Annotated in this window: 19 protein-coding genes and 1 tRNA gene; 9 read left to right on the top strand and 11 right to left on the bottom strand. The window is 57.2% G+C overall.

Features of this window, described 5'->3' with window-relative positions:
* Positions 1-5 precede the first annotated feature (5 nt).
* A complete protein-coding gene (locus tag AC0L7I_RS12330) occupies positions 6-395 on the top strand; it encodes an SUF system Fe-S cluster assembly protein (RefSeq protein ID WP_473396720.1) in 390 nt (129 codons plus the stop codon).
* A 35-nt stretch (positions 396-430) separates the two neighbouring features.
* Positions 431-787 carry a HesB/IscA family protein gene (locus tag AC0L7I_RS12325; RefSeq protein WP_473396719.1) on the top strand — a complete coding sequence of 119 codons (357 nt, stop codon included), beginning with the start codon at positions 431-433 and terminating at the stop codon, positions 785-787.
* Between the two features lie 9 nt (positions 788-796).
* On the opposite strand, the gene AC0L7I_RS12320 is transcribed toward AC0L7I_RS12325, so the two are convergent.
* From AC0L7I_RS12320 to AC0L7I_RS12305, 4 genes are all read right to left on the bottom strand, one after another.
* On the bottom strand, positions 797-1,405 hold the full coding sequence (locus AC0L7I_RS12320) for a hypothetical protein (protein ID WP_473396718.1): 609 nt from the start codon (positions 1,403-1,405) through the stop codon (positions 797-799).
* 124 nt (positions 1,406-1,529) lie between these two features.
* Positions 1,530-2,051 carry a hypothetical protein gene (locus tag AC0L7I_RS12315; RefSeq protein ID WP_473396717.1) on the bottom strand — a complete coding sequence of 174 codons (522 nt, stop codon included), beginning with the start codon at positions 2,049-2,051 and terminating at the stop codon, positions 1,530-1,532.
* Between the two features lie 99 nt (positions 2,052-2,150).
* Positions 2,151-2,957 carry a lysophospholipid acyltransferase family protein gene (locus tag AC0L7I_RS12310; RefSeq protein ID WP_473396716.1) on the bottom strand — a complete coding sequence of 269 codons (807 nt, stop codon included), beginning with the start codon at positions 2,955-2,957 and terminating at the stop codon, positions 2,151-2,153.
* 38 nt (positions 2,958-2,995) lie between these two features.
* Positions 2,996-3,604 (bottom strand): TetR/AcrR family transcriptional regulator, encoded by a 609-nt coding sequence (locus AC0L7I_RS12305; protein WP_473396715.1) that lies wholly within the window; start codon positions 3,602-3,604, stop codon positions 2,996-2,998.
* Between the two features lie 152 nt (positions 3,605-3,756).
* Here AC0L7I_RS12305 and AC0L7I_RS12300 point away from each other — a divergent pair, with 152 nt between their 5' ends.
* Positions 3,757-4,287 (top strand): hypothetical protein, encoded by a 531-nt coding sequence (locus AC0L7I_RS12300; RefSeq protein ID WP_473396714.1) that lies wholly within the window; start codon positions 3,757-3,759, stop codon positions 4,285-4,287.
* A 6-nt stretch (positions 4,288-4,293) separates the two neighbouring features.
* On the opposite strand, the gene purS is transcribed toward AC0L7I_RS12300, so the two are convergent.
* Together purS and purC are read right to left on the bottom strand one after the other, a co-directional pair.
* The gene (purS, locus tag AC0L7I_RS12295; protein WP_045698986.1) at positions 4,294-4,539 is read right to left on the bottom strand and encodes a phosphoribosylformylglycinamidine synthase subunit PurS; all 246 of its coding nucleotides are present in this window, start codon (positions 4,537-4,539) and stop codon (positions 4,294-4,296) included.
* Positions 4,540-4,622: 83 nt separating this feature from the next.
* Entirely contained in the window at positions 4,623-5,396 is a 774-nt protein-coding gene (gene purC, locus AC0L7I_RS12290) for a phosphoribosylaminoimidazolesuccinocarboxamide synthase (RefSeq protein WP_473396713.1), read from the bottom strand.
* Positions 5,397-5,570: 174 nt separating this feature from the next.
* On the opposite strand from purC, the gene AC0L7I_RS12285 reads away from it, so the two are divergent.
* A complete protein-coding gene (locus AC0L7I_RS12285; protein ID WP_473396712.1) occupies positions 5,571-5,900 on the top strand; it encodes a DUF1476 domain-containing protein in 330 nt (109 codons plus the stop codon).
* Here AC0L7I_RS12285 and AC0L7I_RS12280 read toward each other — a convergent pair.
* From AC0L7I_RS12280 to AC0L7I_RS12265, 4 genes are all read right to left on the bottom strand, one after another.
* Positions 5,890-6,396, bottom strand: coding sequence for a thioredoxin domain-containing protein (locus tag AC0L7I_RS12280; RefSeq protein ID WP_473396711.1), 507 nt, complete (start codon positions 6,394-6,396; stop codon positions 5,890-5,892). The genes AC0L7I_RS12285 and AC0L7I_RS12280 overlap by 11 nt on opposite strands.
* 62 nt (positions 6,397-6,458) lie before the next feature.
* Positions 6,459-7,358, bottom strand: coding sequence for a family 16 glycosylhydrolase (locus tag AC0L7I_RS12275; protein WP_473396710.1), 900 nt, complete (start codon positions 7,356-7,358; stop codon positions 6,459-6,461).
* Between the two features lie 243 nt (positions 7,359-7,601).
* On the bottom strand, positions 7,602-8,228 hold the full coding sequence (locus AC0L7I_RS12270) for a 5-formyltetrahydrofolate cyclo-ligase (RefSeq protein ID WP_473396709.1): 627 nt from the start codon (positions 8,226-8,228) through the stop codon (positions 7,602-7,604).
* Between the two features lie 257 nt (positions 8,229-8,485).
* Positions 8,486-9,553, bottom strand: coding sequence for an esterase-like activity of phytase family protein (locus AC0L7I_RS12265; protein ID WP_473396708.1), 1,068 nt, complete (start codon positions 9,551-9,553; stop codon positions 8,486-8,488).
* A 142-nt stretch (positions 9,554-9,695) separates the two neighbouring features.
* Here AC0L7I_RS12265 and AC0L7I_RS12260 point away from each other — a divergent pair, with 142 nt between their 5' ends.
* The 5 genes from AC0L7I_RS12260 to AC0L7I_RS12240 all read left to right on the top strand — a co-directional run bounded on the left by AC0L7I_RS12260 (position 9,696) and on the right by AC0L7I_RS12240 (position 13,739).
* Entirely contained in the window at positions 9,696-10,160 is a 465-nt protein-coding gene (locus tag AC0L7I_RS12260) for a winged helix-turn-helix transcriptional regulator (RefSeq protein WP_473396707.1), read from the top strand.
* Positions 10,161-10,361: 201 nt separating this feature from the next.
* Positions 10,362-10,436 (top strand) — tRNA-Gly (locus tag AC0L7I_RS12255).
* 351 nt (positions 10,437-10,787) lie between these two features.
* Entirely contained in the window at positions 10,788-11,942 is a 1,155-nt protein-coding gene (locus tag AC0L7I_RS12250) for an acyltransferase family protein (RefSeq protein WP_473396706.1), read from the top strand.
* A gap of 61 nt (positions 11,943-12,003) precedes the next feature.
* Positions 12,004-12,804: a polysaccharide deacetylase family protein gene (locus tag AC0L7I_RS12245; RefSeq protein ID WP_473396705.1), complete on the top strand. Its 801-nt coding sequence runs from the start codon at positions 12,004-12,006 to the stop codon at positions 12,802-12,804.
* A 17-nt stretch (positions 12,805-12,821) separates the two neighbouring features.
* Positions 12,822-13,739: a glycosyltransferase family 2 protein gene (locus tag AC0L7I_RS12240; protein WP_473396704.1), complete on the top strand. Its 918-nt coding sequence runs from the start codon at positions 12,822-12,824 to the stop codon at positions 13,737-13,739.
* 17 nt (positions 13,740-13,756) lie between these two features.
* Here the strand turns inward: AC0L7I_RS12240 and AC0L7I_RS12235 are convergent, their stop codons facing one another.
* Entirely contained in the window at positions 13,757-15,424 is a 1,668-nt protein-coding gene (locus tag AC0L7I_RS12235) for a glycosyltransferase (protein WP_473396703.1), read from the bottom strand.
* Positions 15,425-15,451 lie beyond the last annotated feature (27 nt).

Here is a 15,451-nt window from a genome sequence, read left to right as displayed (position 1 = left end):
CAGACATGGCAGACGATATGACCTCTCGCGACCTGATCGACGTGTCGGCCCCGGCCGATGCGGCGCCTTCGGCGATTCCGCAGGACGAACTCAATCGCATTACGGATGCCCTGATCGTGGCCTTCAAGACGGTGTATGACCCGGAAATCCCGGTCGATATCTATGAACTGGGCCTGATCTACAAGGTCGATATCGATGACGACCGCAAAGTGGACATCGATATGACCCTCACGGCGCCAGGATGCCCTGTGGCGGGCGATATGCCCGGATGGGTGGAAACGGCCGCGCGGACGGTCGAGGGCGTCACGGACGTCGAGGTGCGCCTGACGTTCGATCCGCCCTGGGATCCGTCCCGCATGTCGGATGAAGCGCGCCTTGCGCTGAACATGCTTTAATTGAATCGCAGCCCTTCAGACCTTATCTGTTGATCATGGCCAGACGACCCCGCCCCAAACCCGTGACCTTGTCCGACGCTGCAACAGAGCGCGTACAGGAAATCATGCAGGAACGCGGCGCAGGATTCCTGCGCGTCGGCGTCAAGAATGGCGGCTGTGCGGGCATGGAATATGTCATGGATTATGCCATGGCACCCGAACCGCTGGACGAAGTCGTCGAGGAAAACGGCGTCACGATCCTGATCGACGCCAAGGCGGTGCTGTTCCTGCTGGGCAGCCAGATCGACTATGAAGTCACGCCGCTGCACGAAAAGTTCGTGTTTCGCAACCCGAACCAGACCGATGCCTGCGGGTGTGGCGAGAGCGTCACGATCGTGCCGGCTACGGCCTGACGCGCAGACCTATTCGGAGCTAGCGTCGTCTGACGGACGCGTGCGCGATTGGTCGAAGATGGATTGGTCGAATTTACCGCCATTGGTCACCGGGCATATCTTGGCGAAAGCAGTGAAAATCTCGTCGGGACCCGGCAGCTCTAGGTGATAGGTTTGTTTCTGTACTTTGAGCTTCACCTTGTTGCCGCGTACGACAGCATTGAAAAGTCGCCGAGGTACGGAGCGATTGTAGGGAACGATCTTTGAAGAGTCGGGATGATACTGGAAGCGCTCATTCTTGCGGTCGTCGCCAATTGTCAGGGTGCCGTTCATTTCCAGGAATTGAAGGCGGGTCTTTGGAGCTTCGTCATAGGCATTAGCCGGATCGAGTTTGATTCCGGCATTGAGCGCGTAATCACCTTTGTCTGTTGCCTGGCAGCTGAACTGAACGACCGGTCCTTGGCCGCCTGAAACGGTAATGATCCTGACAAAGCTGTAGAAATTGGGTTTGTCGCCTGCGTCTGAACTGTCGACACTCCAGATATGATCTGGCTCCTGCACCCAAGAGAGGGCGGTATCCCCGGGCAGTTCGAGGGCAAAGCCCGAACCGCCGGAAATCATGACCAAGGCTGCTGCCACACAGCCTGCATCCCGTAGCTTACGCACCAATTTCTGCCTCGCAGTTCTCGTTCAGCTAGAAAAGAGCACTGATCTGGAGAAGTCGTCAACTCACGACGCAAGATCGTAGTAAGGCGCCGCAGGGCTACGATCTTGTGCTGGCTTCGCGGCTTTCGTTACAGGTGCGCGCGAAGGCTTTGAATGCATCGTTGGGTTCCGGGAGAACGGTTTCGATATCTCCCGCACGCGTCACGGATATCTTCAGAGGCTCGCCTTTCACTGCAGCATTGAATACTTTGGCGGATATGCTGTGCGAATGCATTTCGATAACGTCGATTGCCGGCACGAATTTGACCTTCGTTTCGGCTGCCTCGGCGGCTCCGACCATCACGCTCGCTTTTTCGGCGCGCGAATAGGGCGCGTTCTTCGCCAACAGTTCTGGCAGGGAAGCAGGCTTGAGTGAGATCATGGCAGACAGCTTGCCGTCGGCTCCGCAGGTCAGCAGCGCAGGTGGACTATCTGTGCCTGCGGTGTAGACGGCGCGGGGTGAGGATTCGTCTTGTCCTTCCCACGCTTTCCAGTCGTTAGCTGTTGCGGGGAGGGCAACGGCGCTCATCATGGCGCCGGCCAGCACGATTGCGCGTGCATGATTTCGCTTCTTGTTCATTCTGGTCATCCCGTTTTGGCCCCCGGGACATCCTGAGCCCTTATTGATTAACAATAAGCTCTCTGCGTGTAAACATCAAAATCCGTGATACGTCGCAAATCAGACCTTGGAGAGCGCTGACGGATCGGCAGAGGTTGGCTTGGCCAAAGACCCGTTTACCGGGTCGGGGATGAGGACGGCGCGCTTCGGCGCGCCTCCACGAACCTCGGCGACCAATTCGGCCGTGCGGGTTTCGACGACATCCGTGAGCCGAGCCATAAATTCGTCCTTCGGCAGACCGGGTGGAATCGGTTCGAGAAACTCGATGACAGCCCGGCCGGGTGTCTTCCTGGTTTCCTGCTGTTTCCAGAACAGGCCGATATTTGTGGCGACCGGCACGACCGGTACACCCATGGCTTCTGCCATGTGCCAGACGCCCGGCTTGTAGCGGAAATGGTAGTCGACCGGTGCAAGGTGGCCTTCGGGATAGATCAGCACTCGGCGACCTTCTTCGCGGGCGGTTTCCATCCCTTCGCGCAGGGAATCCGCTTTGCGGTCCCCGCCACCGCAGGTGTCGATAACGATAGCGCCGAGCTTGCGCAGGATACCGCCGACGAGCGGGAACTTTTCGAGGTGGTCGCCGGTTACGAAGGCGAGGTTCTTGACCTCTGGGTAGATTAGGTAGCCGTCTCCCCAACTCTGGTGCTTGGCGGCAATCACAAACGCTCCGTCAGGGAGATTTTTGCGACCCCGGACTTCCTTGCTTATGCCGCCAATGAGCAGGAGGTTCAGGTTCATCGCGCGTGTGTAGCTGCGAATGATCAGGCTGACGGGACCGCGTCCGGGCAACGCCAGGAAAGGCAAGGAGACCAGCACGTAAAGAACCGACAGGATGTAATAGGTGACCGTAAACAGGAAGCCGCGCATGCGAAAAAGCTTTCTTGAGAGTACGAAATCTTCGAAAATCAGCCGGAGTGCAGGACAGCCAGGATTGCTTGGGTGAATGCGTCTGCGTGCTGGGAAAGTGGTCCGGGAAGGCGATTGTATATCTTGTTCTGTCCGGCCTGCATGATCACGCCGAGCGCCATTGCCGCCTTCACTGCGGGATCTCCTTTGGGGATGGTTCCATCCTGCATCAGCCCCTCGACGATGCGCTCAGTGATGGATACCGGATCGTCCTCGCGTCGCTTGTCATAGGGAAGGTAACGGTTCAGCGAGACGAGGTGGAAGGAAAAGAGGAGGAAATCTTCGTCTGCAAGCTGGCAATAGGCTGATACCGCTGCACCGACCTTTTTCTCAAGGCTGCCTTCGACTGCCAGCGCCTCCATCATCATCTTGCCGAGCCGGTTATGCGTTTCCATGAACAAAGCGAGGGCTAGTTCATCCTTGCCCTTGTAGTGGCGATAGAGCGCGCCTTCCGACACCCCGGCCTGTTCGGCAATCTCGCGCGTGGTTGCGGCATCGACGCCCTCGTGAATGAACAGTTTCAGTGCCGCACGTTCAATTTTCGGCCGCGCATTTCGGGCGCGGGGTTTCTTGGAAGCTTCACGAGCAGGAGTGGCAGATCTTGGCATTCAAAGTCATCCTTGCGTTGAGGCTTGTCTAACATGTAGCAACGAAACACGCAAGTGAATAATCGCTCACAAGTAGGTGGTGCGATCGGTTCCATTTGACAAATTTCTACGTTCAGAGATTCTCACAGCATAAACACCCCAAGGAGAGATGCATGTACAGATCATTGGTCTCGATCGTAATCCTGGGACTTTTAGGCCAGGCTTCGGCTGGTACCGGACCGCAGACGCCGCCAGTTCCGGCATGCGCGAGCGATGCTCATCATGCTTTCGATTTTTGGCTGGGCGAGTGGGATGTATCGGACACTGTTGGCAATCTAGCAGGCGAGAATACGATCGCGGTCGAGGAGGGCGGTTGCGTTCTCGTTGAGCGCTGGACCTCGGTTTCTGGTGGCACCGGGCAAAGCTACAACTTCCTTGATCCGGCGACAGGTAAATGGCGGCAGCTGTGGATCAGCAAGGGTGCGGTGATCGATTACTCGGGAGGACTGACCGAGTCTGGGTCAATGAAGCTGGTCGGTGAAATCGCCTACCAGACTGGCGGCGTCAAAGCGCCCTTTACCGGCGAGTGGACATTGAATGCCAATGGATCGGTCACACAGCATTTCGAGCAATACAACCCGGAGACCGACACTTGGGACGAATGGTTTACAGGCGTGTATGTCCGAAAGGCCGAGGCGGACTAGCGAGAACTAGGCGGCGAACTCGACGCGGTAACTTTCGATGACGGTATTGGCGAGGAGCTTCTCACACATTTCCTTGACGCGCGCCTCGGCGGCTTCGGAGGTCAGGGCGTCGTCGATATCGAGTTCGATGACCTTGCCGATGCGTGCAGCTTCGACTTCCTTGTAGCCCATCCGCGCAAGCGTATCAGCCACGGCTTTGCCTTGAGGGTCGAGGACGCCGGATTTCAGGGCAACGTGGACAATGGCTTTCATCGGGTAGGGCTCCAAAGATATGAGTCGCGCACGCTTTAACCTAGTCTGGCGCGCATTGGAATGAGCCTCTGCGCGCCGGGCAGCTACTTGCCGCCTGTGAAGCTCACGACATTGTCCGTCTCGCCAGATTCCTTGATGATCCCGAGACGCCGGGCGACTTCGGCATAGGCTTCCGTTACGCCGCCAAGGTCGCGGCGAAAGCGGTCCTTGTCGAGCTTTTCGCCGGTCTCGAAGTCCCAAAGACGGCAACTGTCAGGGCTGATCTCGTCGGCAAGCAAGACACGAGGCACCTCACTATCGCCTTCGAAATACCGGCCATATTCGAGCTTGAAGTCCACCAGGCGAATGCCAACGGCTGCAAACAGGCCCGACATGAAATCATTGACCCGCAGCGAAAGCGAGATGAGGTCGTCATATTCCTGCGGACCGGCCCAGCCGAATGCCGCAATGTGCTCTTCCGTCACCAGTGGGTCACCCAGAGCATCATCCTTGAAGTAGAACTCGACCATGGGCCGTGGCAGAACCTGGCCTTCCTCGATGCCGAGGCGCTTGGACAATGTGCCAGCGGCAATATTGCGGACCACGACTTCAAGCGGAATGATTTCCACCTTCTTGATCAGCTGCTCACGCATGTTGAGGCGGCGGATGAAGTGAGTCGGGATGCCGACGGCGCCGAGGCGGGTCATCATGAATTCGCTGATGCGATTGTTCAGCACGCCTTTGCCGTCAAGCACGGCCTTCTTTTGCGCGTTAAAAGCAGTCGCGTCGTCCTTGAAATATTGAATCAAGGTGCCAGGCTCGGGACCCTCATAGAGGATTTTGGCTTTTCCCTCGTAAACGACACGCTTTTTCGACATTCGACAGAGCCCTTTCATGGGTAATCGAGGGCAAAAGGCGGGTCGGAATCGCCAGCGTCCCCTTTAGATCGCGACTGTTACGCCAAGTCGCACGGATAAACAATTATTGCGCACACCTGATCTGGCACCCTATATGGCAGAAAATTCTGAATTTCTCGCTGAAAGGCTACTTCCATGAGCACATTTGACGATCGCGAACGCGCACAAGAGGCGAAGTACGCCCTTGATCAGGAAACGCAGTTCAAGGTTGCGGCGCGGCGCAACAAGCTTTTGGGCCTTTGGGCGGCCGACCTGATGGGCATGTCGGGCGATGATGCCCAGGCGTATGCCAAGACCGTGGTTTTGTCTGATCTCGAAGAAGTCGGTGAAGAGGACGTGTTCCGCAAGGTGCGTGGCGATTTCGACAAGGCCGGCGTAGACCGTTCCGACGCCCGCATTCGCGAACAGATGGCAGAACTCATGCCCATCGCGCGCGAGCAAATCATGAAAGATATCAAAGGCTAGGCTTGGCCAGAGCCTTGTTGGGGATCGGCGGCGGGCAGTCTGTGCCGTTCGGTCGCCGGTGACCGGGTTTGACCCTTTTCGCGAGGACGAGGCTTTCCTGTAACCGGTCTTCAATTTGCGACGTGCTCAATGGCGTCGTGATGCAGGAGAGCGGTTCGCCGTTATCGGCGGCGATGATGATGGCGATGCCTGCATGCCCGCCGTACCAGTCCCAGAGATAAGCCGCGCCATGCGCTGAAGTGAGCGCCTGAAGCTGCGCAACGAGAGCGCGTTGTTCATCGTCGCCTGACCGGGCGAGGCCGGTCATGTCGATCTCTACAAGCGTCACGCCCTGGTCGGCGAACCGATCCACCGCGTCATCCAGGCGCGGGTCGAGCACCCGGCAAAGCGGACACCAATTGGCAGAGAAATTGATAATTTTTACAGCGGGATCTGCCGCAGACGAAAGACATAGAGCGGTGAACGCGACCGATGTTGAGATCAACCGGATAAGCATCGGGCCAAACTAACCTCTAAAGTTCGGGACTGGCCAGTCACACTTGCACGACAACGCGAGTCCTAGCGCGTCAGATCAGCGGTCATCGCGAAGGTCGGGCTGTGGCGCCGGGGCAGGAACAGGTTGCTGCACGCGCGTGACTCTTCGCCCATCGGGGTGAAGGAAACGCATGAATAGTGGGCTGAGGCGCCCGATTCGAATGTCGGTTTACCGTGCCAAGCAGACATGAACGGCTTGCCTGTCCATGCATTGAAAATGACGCTGCCGGGCGTTGTCGGCAGATAGGCATCGCCTTCAACGGTCTTGTAATATGGCTCGCCATCAACATACCAGGTGATGCCCTCTGGCGCCCATTCGAAGGCATACAGATGGTCGGCTTCGGCTGCATCAAAGGGCAGGTCGAAGGTCGCGGATTCGCCGGTCTTGCCCTTCCGGAAATAGTTGAAGTGAATTCGTGACGTATCGAGGCCAAGGAATTCGATATCGATTTCGTCGTGCGGGTTGCCTTCATAGGCGCCGGTATATGTGAAGAAGGATGACACGAGCCCTGATCCCTTGGCGGGTCGCATGACGACCTCGTAGCGACCGTAGCCATAGGTTTTCAACGTCTTCATTTCGCCGCCTGTATAGGGCCCGGACCGGGACGGCTGGCGGCGTACCGCAAGATCGGCACCCTCGGCCGACTGACCAATATTGTCGCGTGACCAGTCGCCGCCATAGTGGCCGGTGGGATTGGAATATTCCGAGCGATAGAAAAACGCGTCGTTAAGCGTGTCGCCGAGCAGGGTTATGAATCCGGGCCCGGAGGGGAGTGTCGGGCGGGCTTTTGCGGGGGCAGCAAGCGGCCGGTTGGGTGGAGGTGCGGGTGTGGTCGATGGGGGGATAGGACCGGGGAGAGGCGTTAAGTCTGCAGGAGCAGCTGGCTGGCTCTCAGACTCCTCATCCGTTGTGGTTATTTCCACGGCGGCCGTCGACACATTTTCAACCGGTTTAGGTTTGTCGATGTCGCTCAGCAGGAAAATCCCAAATCCGCACACTGCGACGAGGCAGGACACGATGAGTGCGTCGTCGCTCGAGGTTGTATGAGCAGTGGCAGGTTTTTTTGGAGTATTTAGCAATTTCTGAGCGCGCAATGAGGGTTAACGATGTCCTAACTGAGCAAGACTTGCGCCAAGAACCCCGATTAACAATCCACGCGGCGCAAGTCAGGCGGCCTCGGGCCCGTCACCGGCCGGGCCGTTCATCGCTTTCATATTGCGCATCATGAAAAGCGGCACCGAGCCGATGGGCGTGACGGCCCAGTCGAGGGGCTGGTCATGGGGCTCTGCCGGGACCGTATCGATCTGCTGGGCGGGGTAAGCGAGGGCGCATGTGAAGGCCCGGCCGGCGCTGCGCAGTTGCTGGATGGCGCGGTCGTAGTGACCCTTGCCGTAGCCGAGGCGGTTGCCCATGGCATCGAAGGCCAGGAGCGGGGTCAGGATGAGGGTCGGGCTGGCTTCAGGCGCATCAATGCCCGGCTCGGACAGGCCGAACGGCCTGCGCTCCAGCGGCTCGCCATGGGACCACATGCGCCATGTCATGCGGCCATCATCTTCGACCCGGGGCAGGCACAGTTCGGCGCCGGCGCGGCTGAGACGCTGCATCAACGGGGTGGGGTCGATCTCTTCATTGATTGCGACATAACCCGCCACGACAGGACCGTAGCGCTCCAGAAGTTTCATGGGAAACAGGTCGGCGAGCTTTTCAGCCGCATCCGGATCGCGGGCAGCCGCTTCGGCGCGAAGGGTCCGCATCCGGTGGCGAAGTTGAGTCTTGTCGGGTGTTTTGGACATGGCGTGAGCCTTAACGCGCGTCTGCGCTGGCGTCACGCCCCAATGATAGCGCACAAGAACCGCAGACGTCGCTGGGCATATTCACTCCCGTCAACCTAGAGACTAGGTGGGCGCCGGGTGAGCCCGGACCAGGGTCCGAGCCAGAATGCCAGCTCCCTGACGGAAAGTAAGGTCGCCGGAGTTCAGTCCCATTGCGGGCGCCGCAGCCCTTGTGCAGGAGCAGATGTAGGCTTCAACCGTAAAGAATGTAAGAGCGTTTATTCCGCGCTCGTATCGACATCGAACGCATACAGGAGCGTTTGCTGGCGACTGGAGAAATTATTGTCGGAAATCAACCAGATGCGCAGAGTATCGGCATCGATGAATTCCGCAGCCACACCTTCGAAATTGTCGACGAGCATCGGGCGTTTCAGCTCGATCTGCAGGTCGGATGTCGACCAGGTGACGATATTCCTGTTTCCGCGAATGGGGTCGTAGCTGCGATACAGGGCGACCGTGACCGGCTCGCCGGACTCATCGACCGTCTCGTCCAGACCAACCAGCGAATAGCCACCGGGATTGGGCGCCGTTTCGCCTGTGAATGCGCCATCTCCAGTGGCGAGGACGGCGCCAATGGGGGACGGACCACCAGAGAGGCTTTCGAGCCCAAATTTCAACGTGCCGGCTGGCAGGATCGAAAGTGCCTCTGCGCCCTGATTCTCACCGATCGGCTTCCCGGATGCTTCAGAAGGCAGCCGCGCGACAGGAACGGCCCTCGCATCTGCGCCACAGTGCCGGAGGTCGAAGGCTTCGATACGGTGGTCTCGCTCGAAACTCACGAGGGCGATCCCGTCCCGAACTGCGAGTCCTTCGGCGTCTCCTTCGGTCTTGCCGGAAAGCTGGTTTCCGTCCGGGCCGAGCATGTAGGCCAGTTTGCCCGTGCCGTCCGGCTGGTTGTCGGAGAACCCGATCCAGACAAAGGATCCTGCGTCGGACACAGCAAGAAAGTTTCCGTCCGGCAGCGTCTCCAGACCCGACAACCCACCAAAGTTTGTGTTGGCAGAGGTCAGGCGCCAGCCGTGCGCGAAGATGACTGTGGTGGGCAAGGCCGCGTTTGGGAGCAAGGCGCCGAGTTCGACCGGCGTTGCGGTGATCTCGATAGCCAAGGGCGACAGGAGATGTGTCCCGGGCGGGCAAGATTCGGCCTGCAATGCGCGCGCGGAGGTTTCGAAGCTCCAAAGGGCAGAGGCGCTCGTCGGTGCGACCGTAATGGGTGCGACGGATTCAGGCGCTGAACAGGCAACCAGACCTGACAGGAGCGAAGCGAAGAGCGCCGACTTGTTCATGCGATGGCCTGGTTCGATAGAGCTGCGACTGTCCCTGCCTCTCCCATCGGACGACGGCAAATACAAGGCGAAACTGGTGAAATGTGCGCATCGATCAACGGGGCTCTGGATTTCGAAAGCGAACCCATACATGAAAGTTGGAATGACGCAGATTCCTCTTGCCCGCCGGTCACCCATTCCACCGGAAACCTGTAACCTTGCCAGCGCCATAGAGGTGGTGGGAGACAGGTGGACGTTGCTGATTTTGCGTGCGGCTCTGTATGGCGTGCGCCGGTTCGATGATTTCCAGGCCGAACTGAAATGCCCGCGTACCGTGCTGTCAGGCCGCTTGAAGTCTCTGGTGGACGCGGGCCTTCTCGTCAAAAAACCCTACAAGGCGCCCGGAAAGCGCGCCCGGCCGGAATACGTGTTGTCGGCGATGGGCCTGTCATTGCGCCCCATCCTGATTGGGCTGACGCAGTGGGGCGATGCCTGGCTGGCCGAAGGCGAGACGCCGCCGATCAGCTTCACGAAAGCCGGAACGAAAAGTGCGATCCGTGCGGCATTTGTCGATGCCGAGGGACGCGAAGTACGGCCGGACCAGATTCGCACAGTCATCCGGGGCTGATCGGGCGTTTATTTTGGTCCGCTCGGCCAAAATGCCGGTCGTGTGGCCAGTCGAAATGCACGCTTTGGCGCAAGATCCCGGGCCTGGGGCCTGACACGCCTCAAATTGTGCAGCAGGCCCGAACTAAGCGCTTGCAAACACAAGCATGATGCGCTTTATCACGCCTCTCGGCGGGGTTCCTGCCGGGTACCAATTCAGGATGCGGGCGTAGCTCAGTGGTAGAGCACAACCTTGCCAAGGTTGGGGTCGAGAGTTCGAATCTCTTCGCCCGCTCCAGAATTTCCCGAGATCAGAGTCTGCTGGCCGGCTACGCCGAGTGGCACAGTGCAACGCCCGTCTCGGGTGCGCCTATGCGTTTCAATGTTGAAAGACCTCGAACCCATTGTGTCGAAGTCTGTATTTAGCATTACAAAACCTTCGCGGATATTCAGACCTAATGCCAGTTATTGCAGCATTTTCGACGCAATCCGCAGGCGAATTCAACTTAGTAAAGTAAGCCATCCAGGCGACTCAATGTTGGAAAAATAATTGATAAAACAAATACTGTATTGTTCGAATGAGAATTGAAGAATATGGTTGCCAGGACGATAATTCCAAATTTTTCGGTATTTTCTGAAAGTATAGTTCTTGAAGCAGGACAGGCCCTATTTCTATGCGCTTGATTGCGTCAGATTCGGCGCCGCTCTGGCGGTCGCTTTTTTCCACATAGGATTTGATGGCTGGGCAGCTGAAACGTCACCGCTCGATCCGATGTTCCGACATGTGACAACGTTCCACCTACTTACGCCGATTTCATGGTTCGGCTGGGTCGGTGTGGAAGTCTTCTTCGTCCTGTCTGGATTCGTGATAGCGAATTCAGCGAATGGTGCAACGCCTCTCTCCTTCCTGAAGGGGCGTATGCTGAGGCTTTACCCGGCAGTTTGGATCTGCGCTACAATCTCATTGCTGGCCATTCTAAAAATCGGCCAAGTTCCGCTGAACGAGCTGTTGGTACCTTATTCGCACTCGATGTGGCTCTGGCCGAGCGGCGGGTGGATTGATGGAGTTTACTGGACGCTCGCAGTCGAGATTACGTTTTACGCATTGGTGTTCCTACTCCTGGCGAGCGGGCAATTCTCTCGACTAACCTATCTGGCTTGGGCGATCACATTGGCCAACGCATTTTACTTTGTCGCAATCCAGAACGAGTTCCTGCCGCGAGGTGGTTGGGTCTATTATCATGCGAGCGAGTTTCTCTTGCGGCACGGTTCAGTTTTCGCGGTCGGGATATGGATGTGGCTGACAAGTCGGCGCCTTATGAAAATGTCTGACTGGGTGGGCCTTGCGTTTGCTGCCGTGGTTGCCGCGTTGGCGATATGGGACCAGTCGCATTTTTCTCTCGGCGTTAAGATGGGATACTGGGTCGGTTGGCCGATCGTCGTTTGGGGCGCTGTGGTGCTTGCGCAGTTCGCCTTTACGCGTTGGCCTGAAAAATTCACCCCCACGAGCATGCGGACGCGGAAAGTGCTGCGCGAAATAGGGAAGTCGACCTATCCGCTCTACCTTATACACGCCATGGTGGGAGCGGGCCTGATACGTGTGTACATTGAATGGGGTGTGCGTCCGTTTGCGGCATTCCCTGCAGCACTTCTGACGGTGGTGTTAGCAGCTTTCGTGATCTCCCTGTATCTTGAGCCGATTGTGCGCAAATATTTGCGTTGGGCGCTTGATTTCATTGAGGGAAGGATTGCAAGGGTACCGGTTCTGGGCTTTGTGTCGCGACCGGGGGGCGCAATAGGCTGATATTGCCTTGCTATTTTATAATGCGTTCGGACTTGCAAGGGACCGAATGGGGGACGAGAAGATGAAGCACCCGCTGAAGCAGGCCTTGAAAATGGCCGGAGTCACGCGGACGAATGTCGCGCCTGTGCGCATGTGTTGCGAGCGCAATATTATTGCTGCGCTTGGTCGTGCACGAAAACGGTATATCGGCCGCATACTCTGCTATCACACGGTCGGGCAATCCGAATGGGGCGTCAATGATGTGACGCCTGCGCAATTTCGTCGCCAGTTGGAACGTGCGCTGGATGCGGGTTTCAACTTCGTTCCGGCCAGCGAAATCGTGCGAACCGGCGGCGGTCCGAAGGATTTGGCGATCACGTTCGATGACGGTCTCAAGAGCGTGCTGACACATGCGGCACCGATCCTGAAAGATCTCGGCTTGCCCTGGATGTTCTTCCCGGTATCCGAATGGTCGGATGGGCGACATACGATGCCAGACGATTTTGTCTTGTCGTGGCGGGATATCGAAACATTGCTCGCGGCGGGCGCGGAGATGGGCAGTCACTCTGCGACGCACCCCCAATTCAATTGCATAGAAGTCAACCAGATGGTCGATGAATTGGCTGGCTCGCGGGAATTGTTCGCCAAGCGCCTCGGGTTTGCGCCAGAGACATTCGCAATTCCTTTCGGGCAATCAGGCAATTGGACGGAGGACGCGCGCAAACTCGCGCGCGAGGCGGGGTACACGACGATATATGCCCAAGCCGAGGAAACCAGGCCAACTGACACCGTGGCGCGCACGTTTGTGACAAAGTTTGATGGTGACTTCATCTTCGACGCACTGCTGAAAGGAAAGTTCGATTCCTGGGAAGAGTGGTTTTAATGACTGGACCTCGCCTCGTGTCCGTTATCGTCGCAACACGTGATCGCCCCAAGCTGCTCGCTGAAGCGCTGGCATCCATCCGCGCGGTGGAAGGGGCAGATCTGAAATTCGAAATCCTCGTCGGTGACAATGGCGGTTTGCCGGAAAGCAAGGAAGTCGCCGAGCGCTACGGAGCTATTCATCAGTATACGCCCAAAAACTACTGTCCGGCTCCTCGAAACCTTGCCATGCGGCGGGCCACCGGCGAGTTTATTGCCTTCCTGGATGACGACGATTTGTGGTTGCCGGGGCATATCCGCAAGCATATCGAACTCCTTGACGACAATCCGGACTTCGCTGGCGTATTTGGCCAGATAGTTTCAACGGACCCTGACCTGACGCCCCTGGATGACCCGTGGCCCACGGAAGTGCCCGACGACGGTGACTTTTTCATGATGCTCATGAGCGGATATTTCCCTCAGGTTGGTGGAACCTTGTTTCGAGCAAGCGTTCTCGAAACACACGGATACATGGATGAATCGTTGATTGGGGATTCAGACTGGGACTGGCAAATACGTATCGCTGCCGATCGCAAGTTCGGATTTGTGGCGGAGCCGTGCGTTCTGTTCCGGCAGCGACCGAAGGGCACGTTCAACACGATGCAATTGCAGCGGGCGGGATTCACGAGGCGGATTTTCCTGCGCCACGCTATTTCCAACCGGTCCCGGTGGCCGAGCTTGAAAGCCTGGATTCGTTCCTATTATGCGTGCCAGACATATTACTGGCTGTATTTTCTGGAGGTCGCGTCTCAGCGCTCTGAGGCTGGTGATCGCTGGGGGGTGGTCAAGGCCCTGTCGAGTGCATTTTGGATCATTCCGTCCAGAACGCTTCGGAGCTTGTTAAGCGACGCAGCTTTTCGTCGGACGACGGCATCAATCTTTCAGTTGTCGAAGTAACCGTCTCGACAGAAGACCTAGTTGTTTCGAACTCGGCGCGCCCTGGTTTTCAACCACTCTGGAAGCAACAGGCGAAGCGCTTCGCGGCGTGAACGCAGGTGGCCAGAAGCGGACAAATTGCGGATAGCCCTGATGCGCCCTTTAAGGGATAGCAATCCGACATAGTCTCGCTCGATATCAACTAGTGACACGTCAGAACCATAAATGCTTTCATGCCGGCGATCAGGTTCGCCGAAATAGGGTGTGTCAGTCGCGTCGGGCATTGCATTCGCTCCATCGCGCAAGGGAGGAAGTGCGAGCGCGTCGTCGTAGGCGCGGTTCAGCCACTTTCTCCATTCTTCCGGTTGCGCGATACGAACGGATTCTCGGGCTGCTGCACCTTGGCTTTTCCGCAAGGATTCATCACTCAAAAGCCTGGAAATTGCCTGCTCCCAATCTGATGTCGAACGGGCCTGAATGACTCCTCCAATCAAACCCAGGTGGTTGATACCGACCAGGCTTGCATCATCCGGAGCGGTAAACAATGTCACCAAGGGCAGCTCATATCCCGCCGCTTCCATCAAGGAAGTGGACGACGAAAACGGGTATGAATCGACATAAATGTCTGCGGCTTCAAAGTATTTCCAGGGGTCTGCCTGCTCCGGCAAGCCAGAAATCCGGCCACCGGTCGCTTTCGTAGCTGCCTGCCAATCATCTGGCATTCCGGATCCAACGACGATGAGCCGCGCGTTCTTGTGATTTTTCAGAACCGGGATAAAGCGGTCAGCATATGAAGGCCCTTCAGGCGAGCGGTACTTTGCGCCCCGGGCAACTGAAAGCAGGACCAACTCGTCCTTGCCAATACCAAGTGACTTGCGCGCTTGCTCTTTTGTCTGCCGCCACGTCGTATCATCGACCAGGGTCGGCAACATCAGGCTGCGTTCAGCGGCGCCTCCCCGGCGGTTGCGGGTGATCTCATCTGCCGCGCTACGGAGGTTCAACACCGCGTGAGCCGAGCCTGTTCCGAGCCAAAACAGATGATCTGCGTGATTGAGAAGTAGCGCTGGTGGATGCTTGTCACCTTCCGCGAAAGCAATCAGTGGAAGGACGTCTTCGCAATGAGTGTGCAAGACAATCAAGTCATAATCCTTGGCGATTTTCCTCAGGCCCTGAACCCAGTCGAGCATCGACCCAATGTTCTGGTTGAGCAGATGGATCGTTCCACCTGACGACTTGACGGACTCTTCCAGATGCTTGGGTATCGCTACTCGATATCTTGTCAGGACCAGAGAATTAGATCGATCCGGATCGGCCGCAATCCACCGGCTAATCATCCGCGACAAGCCGCCAACCTTGGACACTTCGGATGCAACATGGAGAACGCGTTTGACGTCTGTTGAACGAGTTTTTCGAGGTTCTGACTTTTCGTTAAAAATCAGCTTTTCGGATATCTTTCGGATGACCAATTCCAGTCGCTTGCTCGCGAAAATCCCACAATGTGCGTGTGTGGCGATTGTCGCTGCGAGCATCGTTTGAAAGGCCGCCAATTCCAAATTGCCCTGCTCGAGAAAGGATTCGGCCTGTGAAACCTTCGCTTCGAACCGGTTAAAATTGCTCAGAATTCGTGTCTCTGCCGGATCCGTCCTGGTATGTTCTAGATGCGCTTCCGTTGCGGCATGACTTTTTGTGGGAACCAATTCTGCCATGTACCAGCGCCTGTATCGTGAACTAAT

The organism is Hyphomonas sp. J20-32 (assembly GCF_055808555.1).
This window is presented reverse-complemented; position numbering and strand designations above follow the sequence as displayed.

Bases quoted from the DNA above. Each gene is read 5' to 3' on its own strand.
- AC0L7I_RS12330 (WP_473396720.1), top strand. From the start codon at position 6: ATGGCAGACGATATGACCTCTCGCGACCTGATCGACGTGTCGGCCCCG.
- AC0L7I_RS12325 (WP_473396719.1), top strand. From the start codon at position 431: ATGGCCAGACGACCCCGCCCCAAACCCGTGACCTTGTCCGACGCTGCA.
- AC0L7I_RS12315 (WP_473396717.1), bottom strand. From the start codon at position 2,051: ATGAACAAGAAGCGAAATCATGCACGCGCAATCGTGCTGGCCGGCGCC.
- AC0L7I_RS12310 (WP_473396716.1), bottom strand. From the start codon at position 2,957: ATGCGCGGCTTCCTGTTTACGGTCACCTATTACATCCTGTCGGTTCTT.
- AC0L7I_RS12305 (WP_473396715.1), bottom strand. From the start codon at position 3,604: ATGCCAAGATCTGCCACTCCTGCTCGTGAAGCTTCCAAGAAACCCCGC.
- AC0L7I_RS12300 (WP_473396714.1), top strand. From the start codon at position 3,757: ATGTACAGATCATTGGTCTCGATCGTAATCCTGGGACTTTTAGGCCAG.
- purS (WP_045698986.1), bottom strand. From the start codon at position 4,539: ATGAAAGCCATTGTCCACGTTGCCCTGAAATCCGGCGTCCTCGACCCT.
- purC (WP_473396713.1), bottom strand. From the start codon at position 5,396: ATGTCGAAAAAGCGTGTCGTTTACGAGGGAAAAGCCAAAATCCTCTAT.
- AC0L7I_RS12285 (WP_473396712.1), top strand. From the start codon at position 5,571: ATGAGCACATTTGACGATCGCGAACGCGCACAAGAGGCGAAGTACGCC.
- AC0L7I_RS12280 (WP_473396711.1), bottom strand. From the start codon at position 6,396: ATGCTTATCCGGTTGATCTCAACATCGGTCGCGTTCACCGCTCTATGT.
- AC0L7I_RS12270 (WP_473396709.1), bottom strand. From the start codon at position 8,228: ATGTCCAAAACACCCGACAAGACTCAACTTCGCCACCGGATGCGGACC.
- AC0L7I_RS12265 (WP_473396708.1), bottom strand. From the start codon at position 9,553: ATGAACAAGTCGGCGCTCTTCGCTTCGCTCCTGTCAGGTCTGGTTGCC.
- AC0L7I_RS12260 (WP_473396707.1), top strand. From the start codon at position 9,696: ATGACGCAGATTCCTCTTGCCCGCCGGTCACCCATTCCACCGGAAACC.
- AC0L7I_RS12245 (WP_473396705.1), top strand. From the start codon at position 12,004: ATGAAGCACCCGCTGAAGCAGGCCTTGAAAATGGCCGGAGTCACGCGG.
- AC0L7I_RS12235 (WP_473396703.1), bottom strand. From the start codon at position 15,424: ATGGCAGAATTGGTTCCCACAAAAAGTCATGCCGCAACGGAAGCGCAT.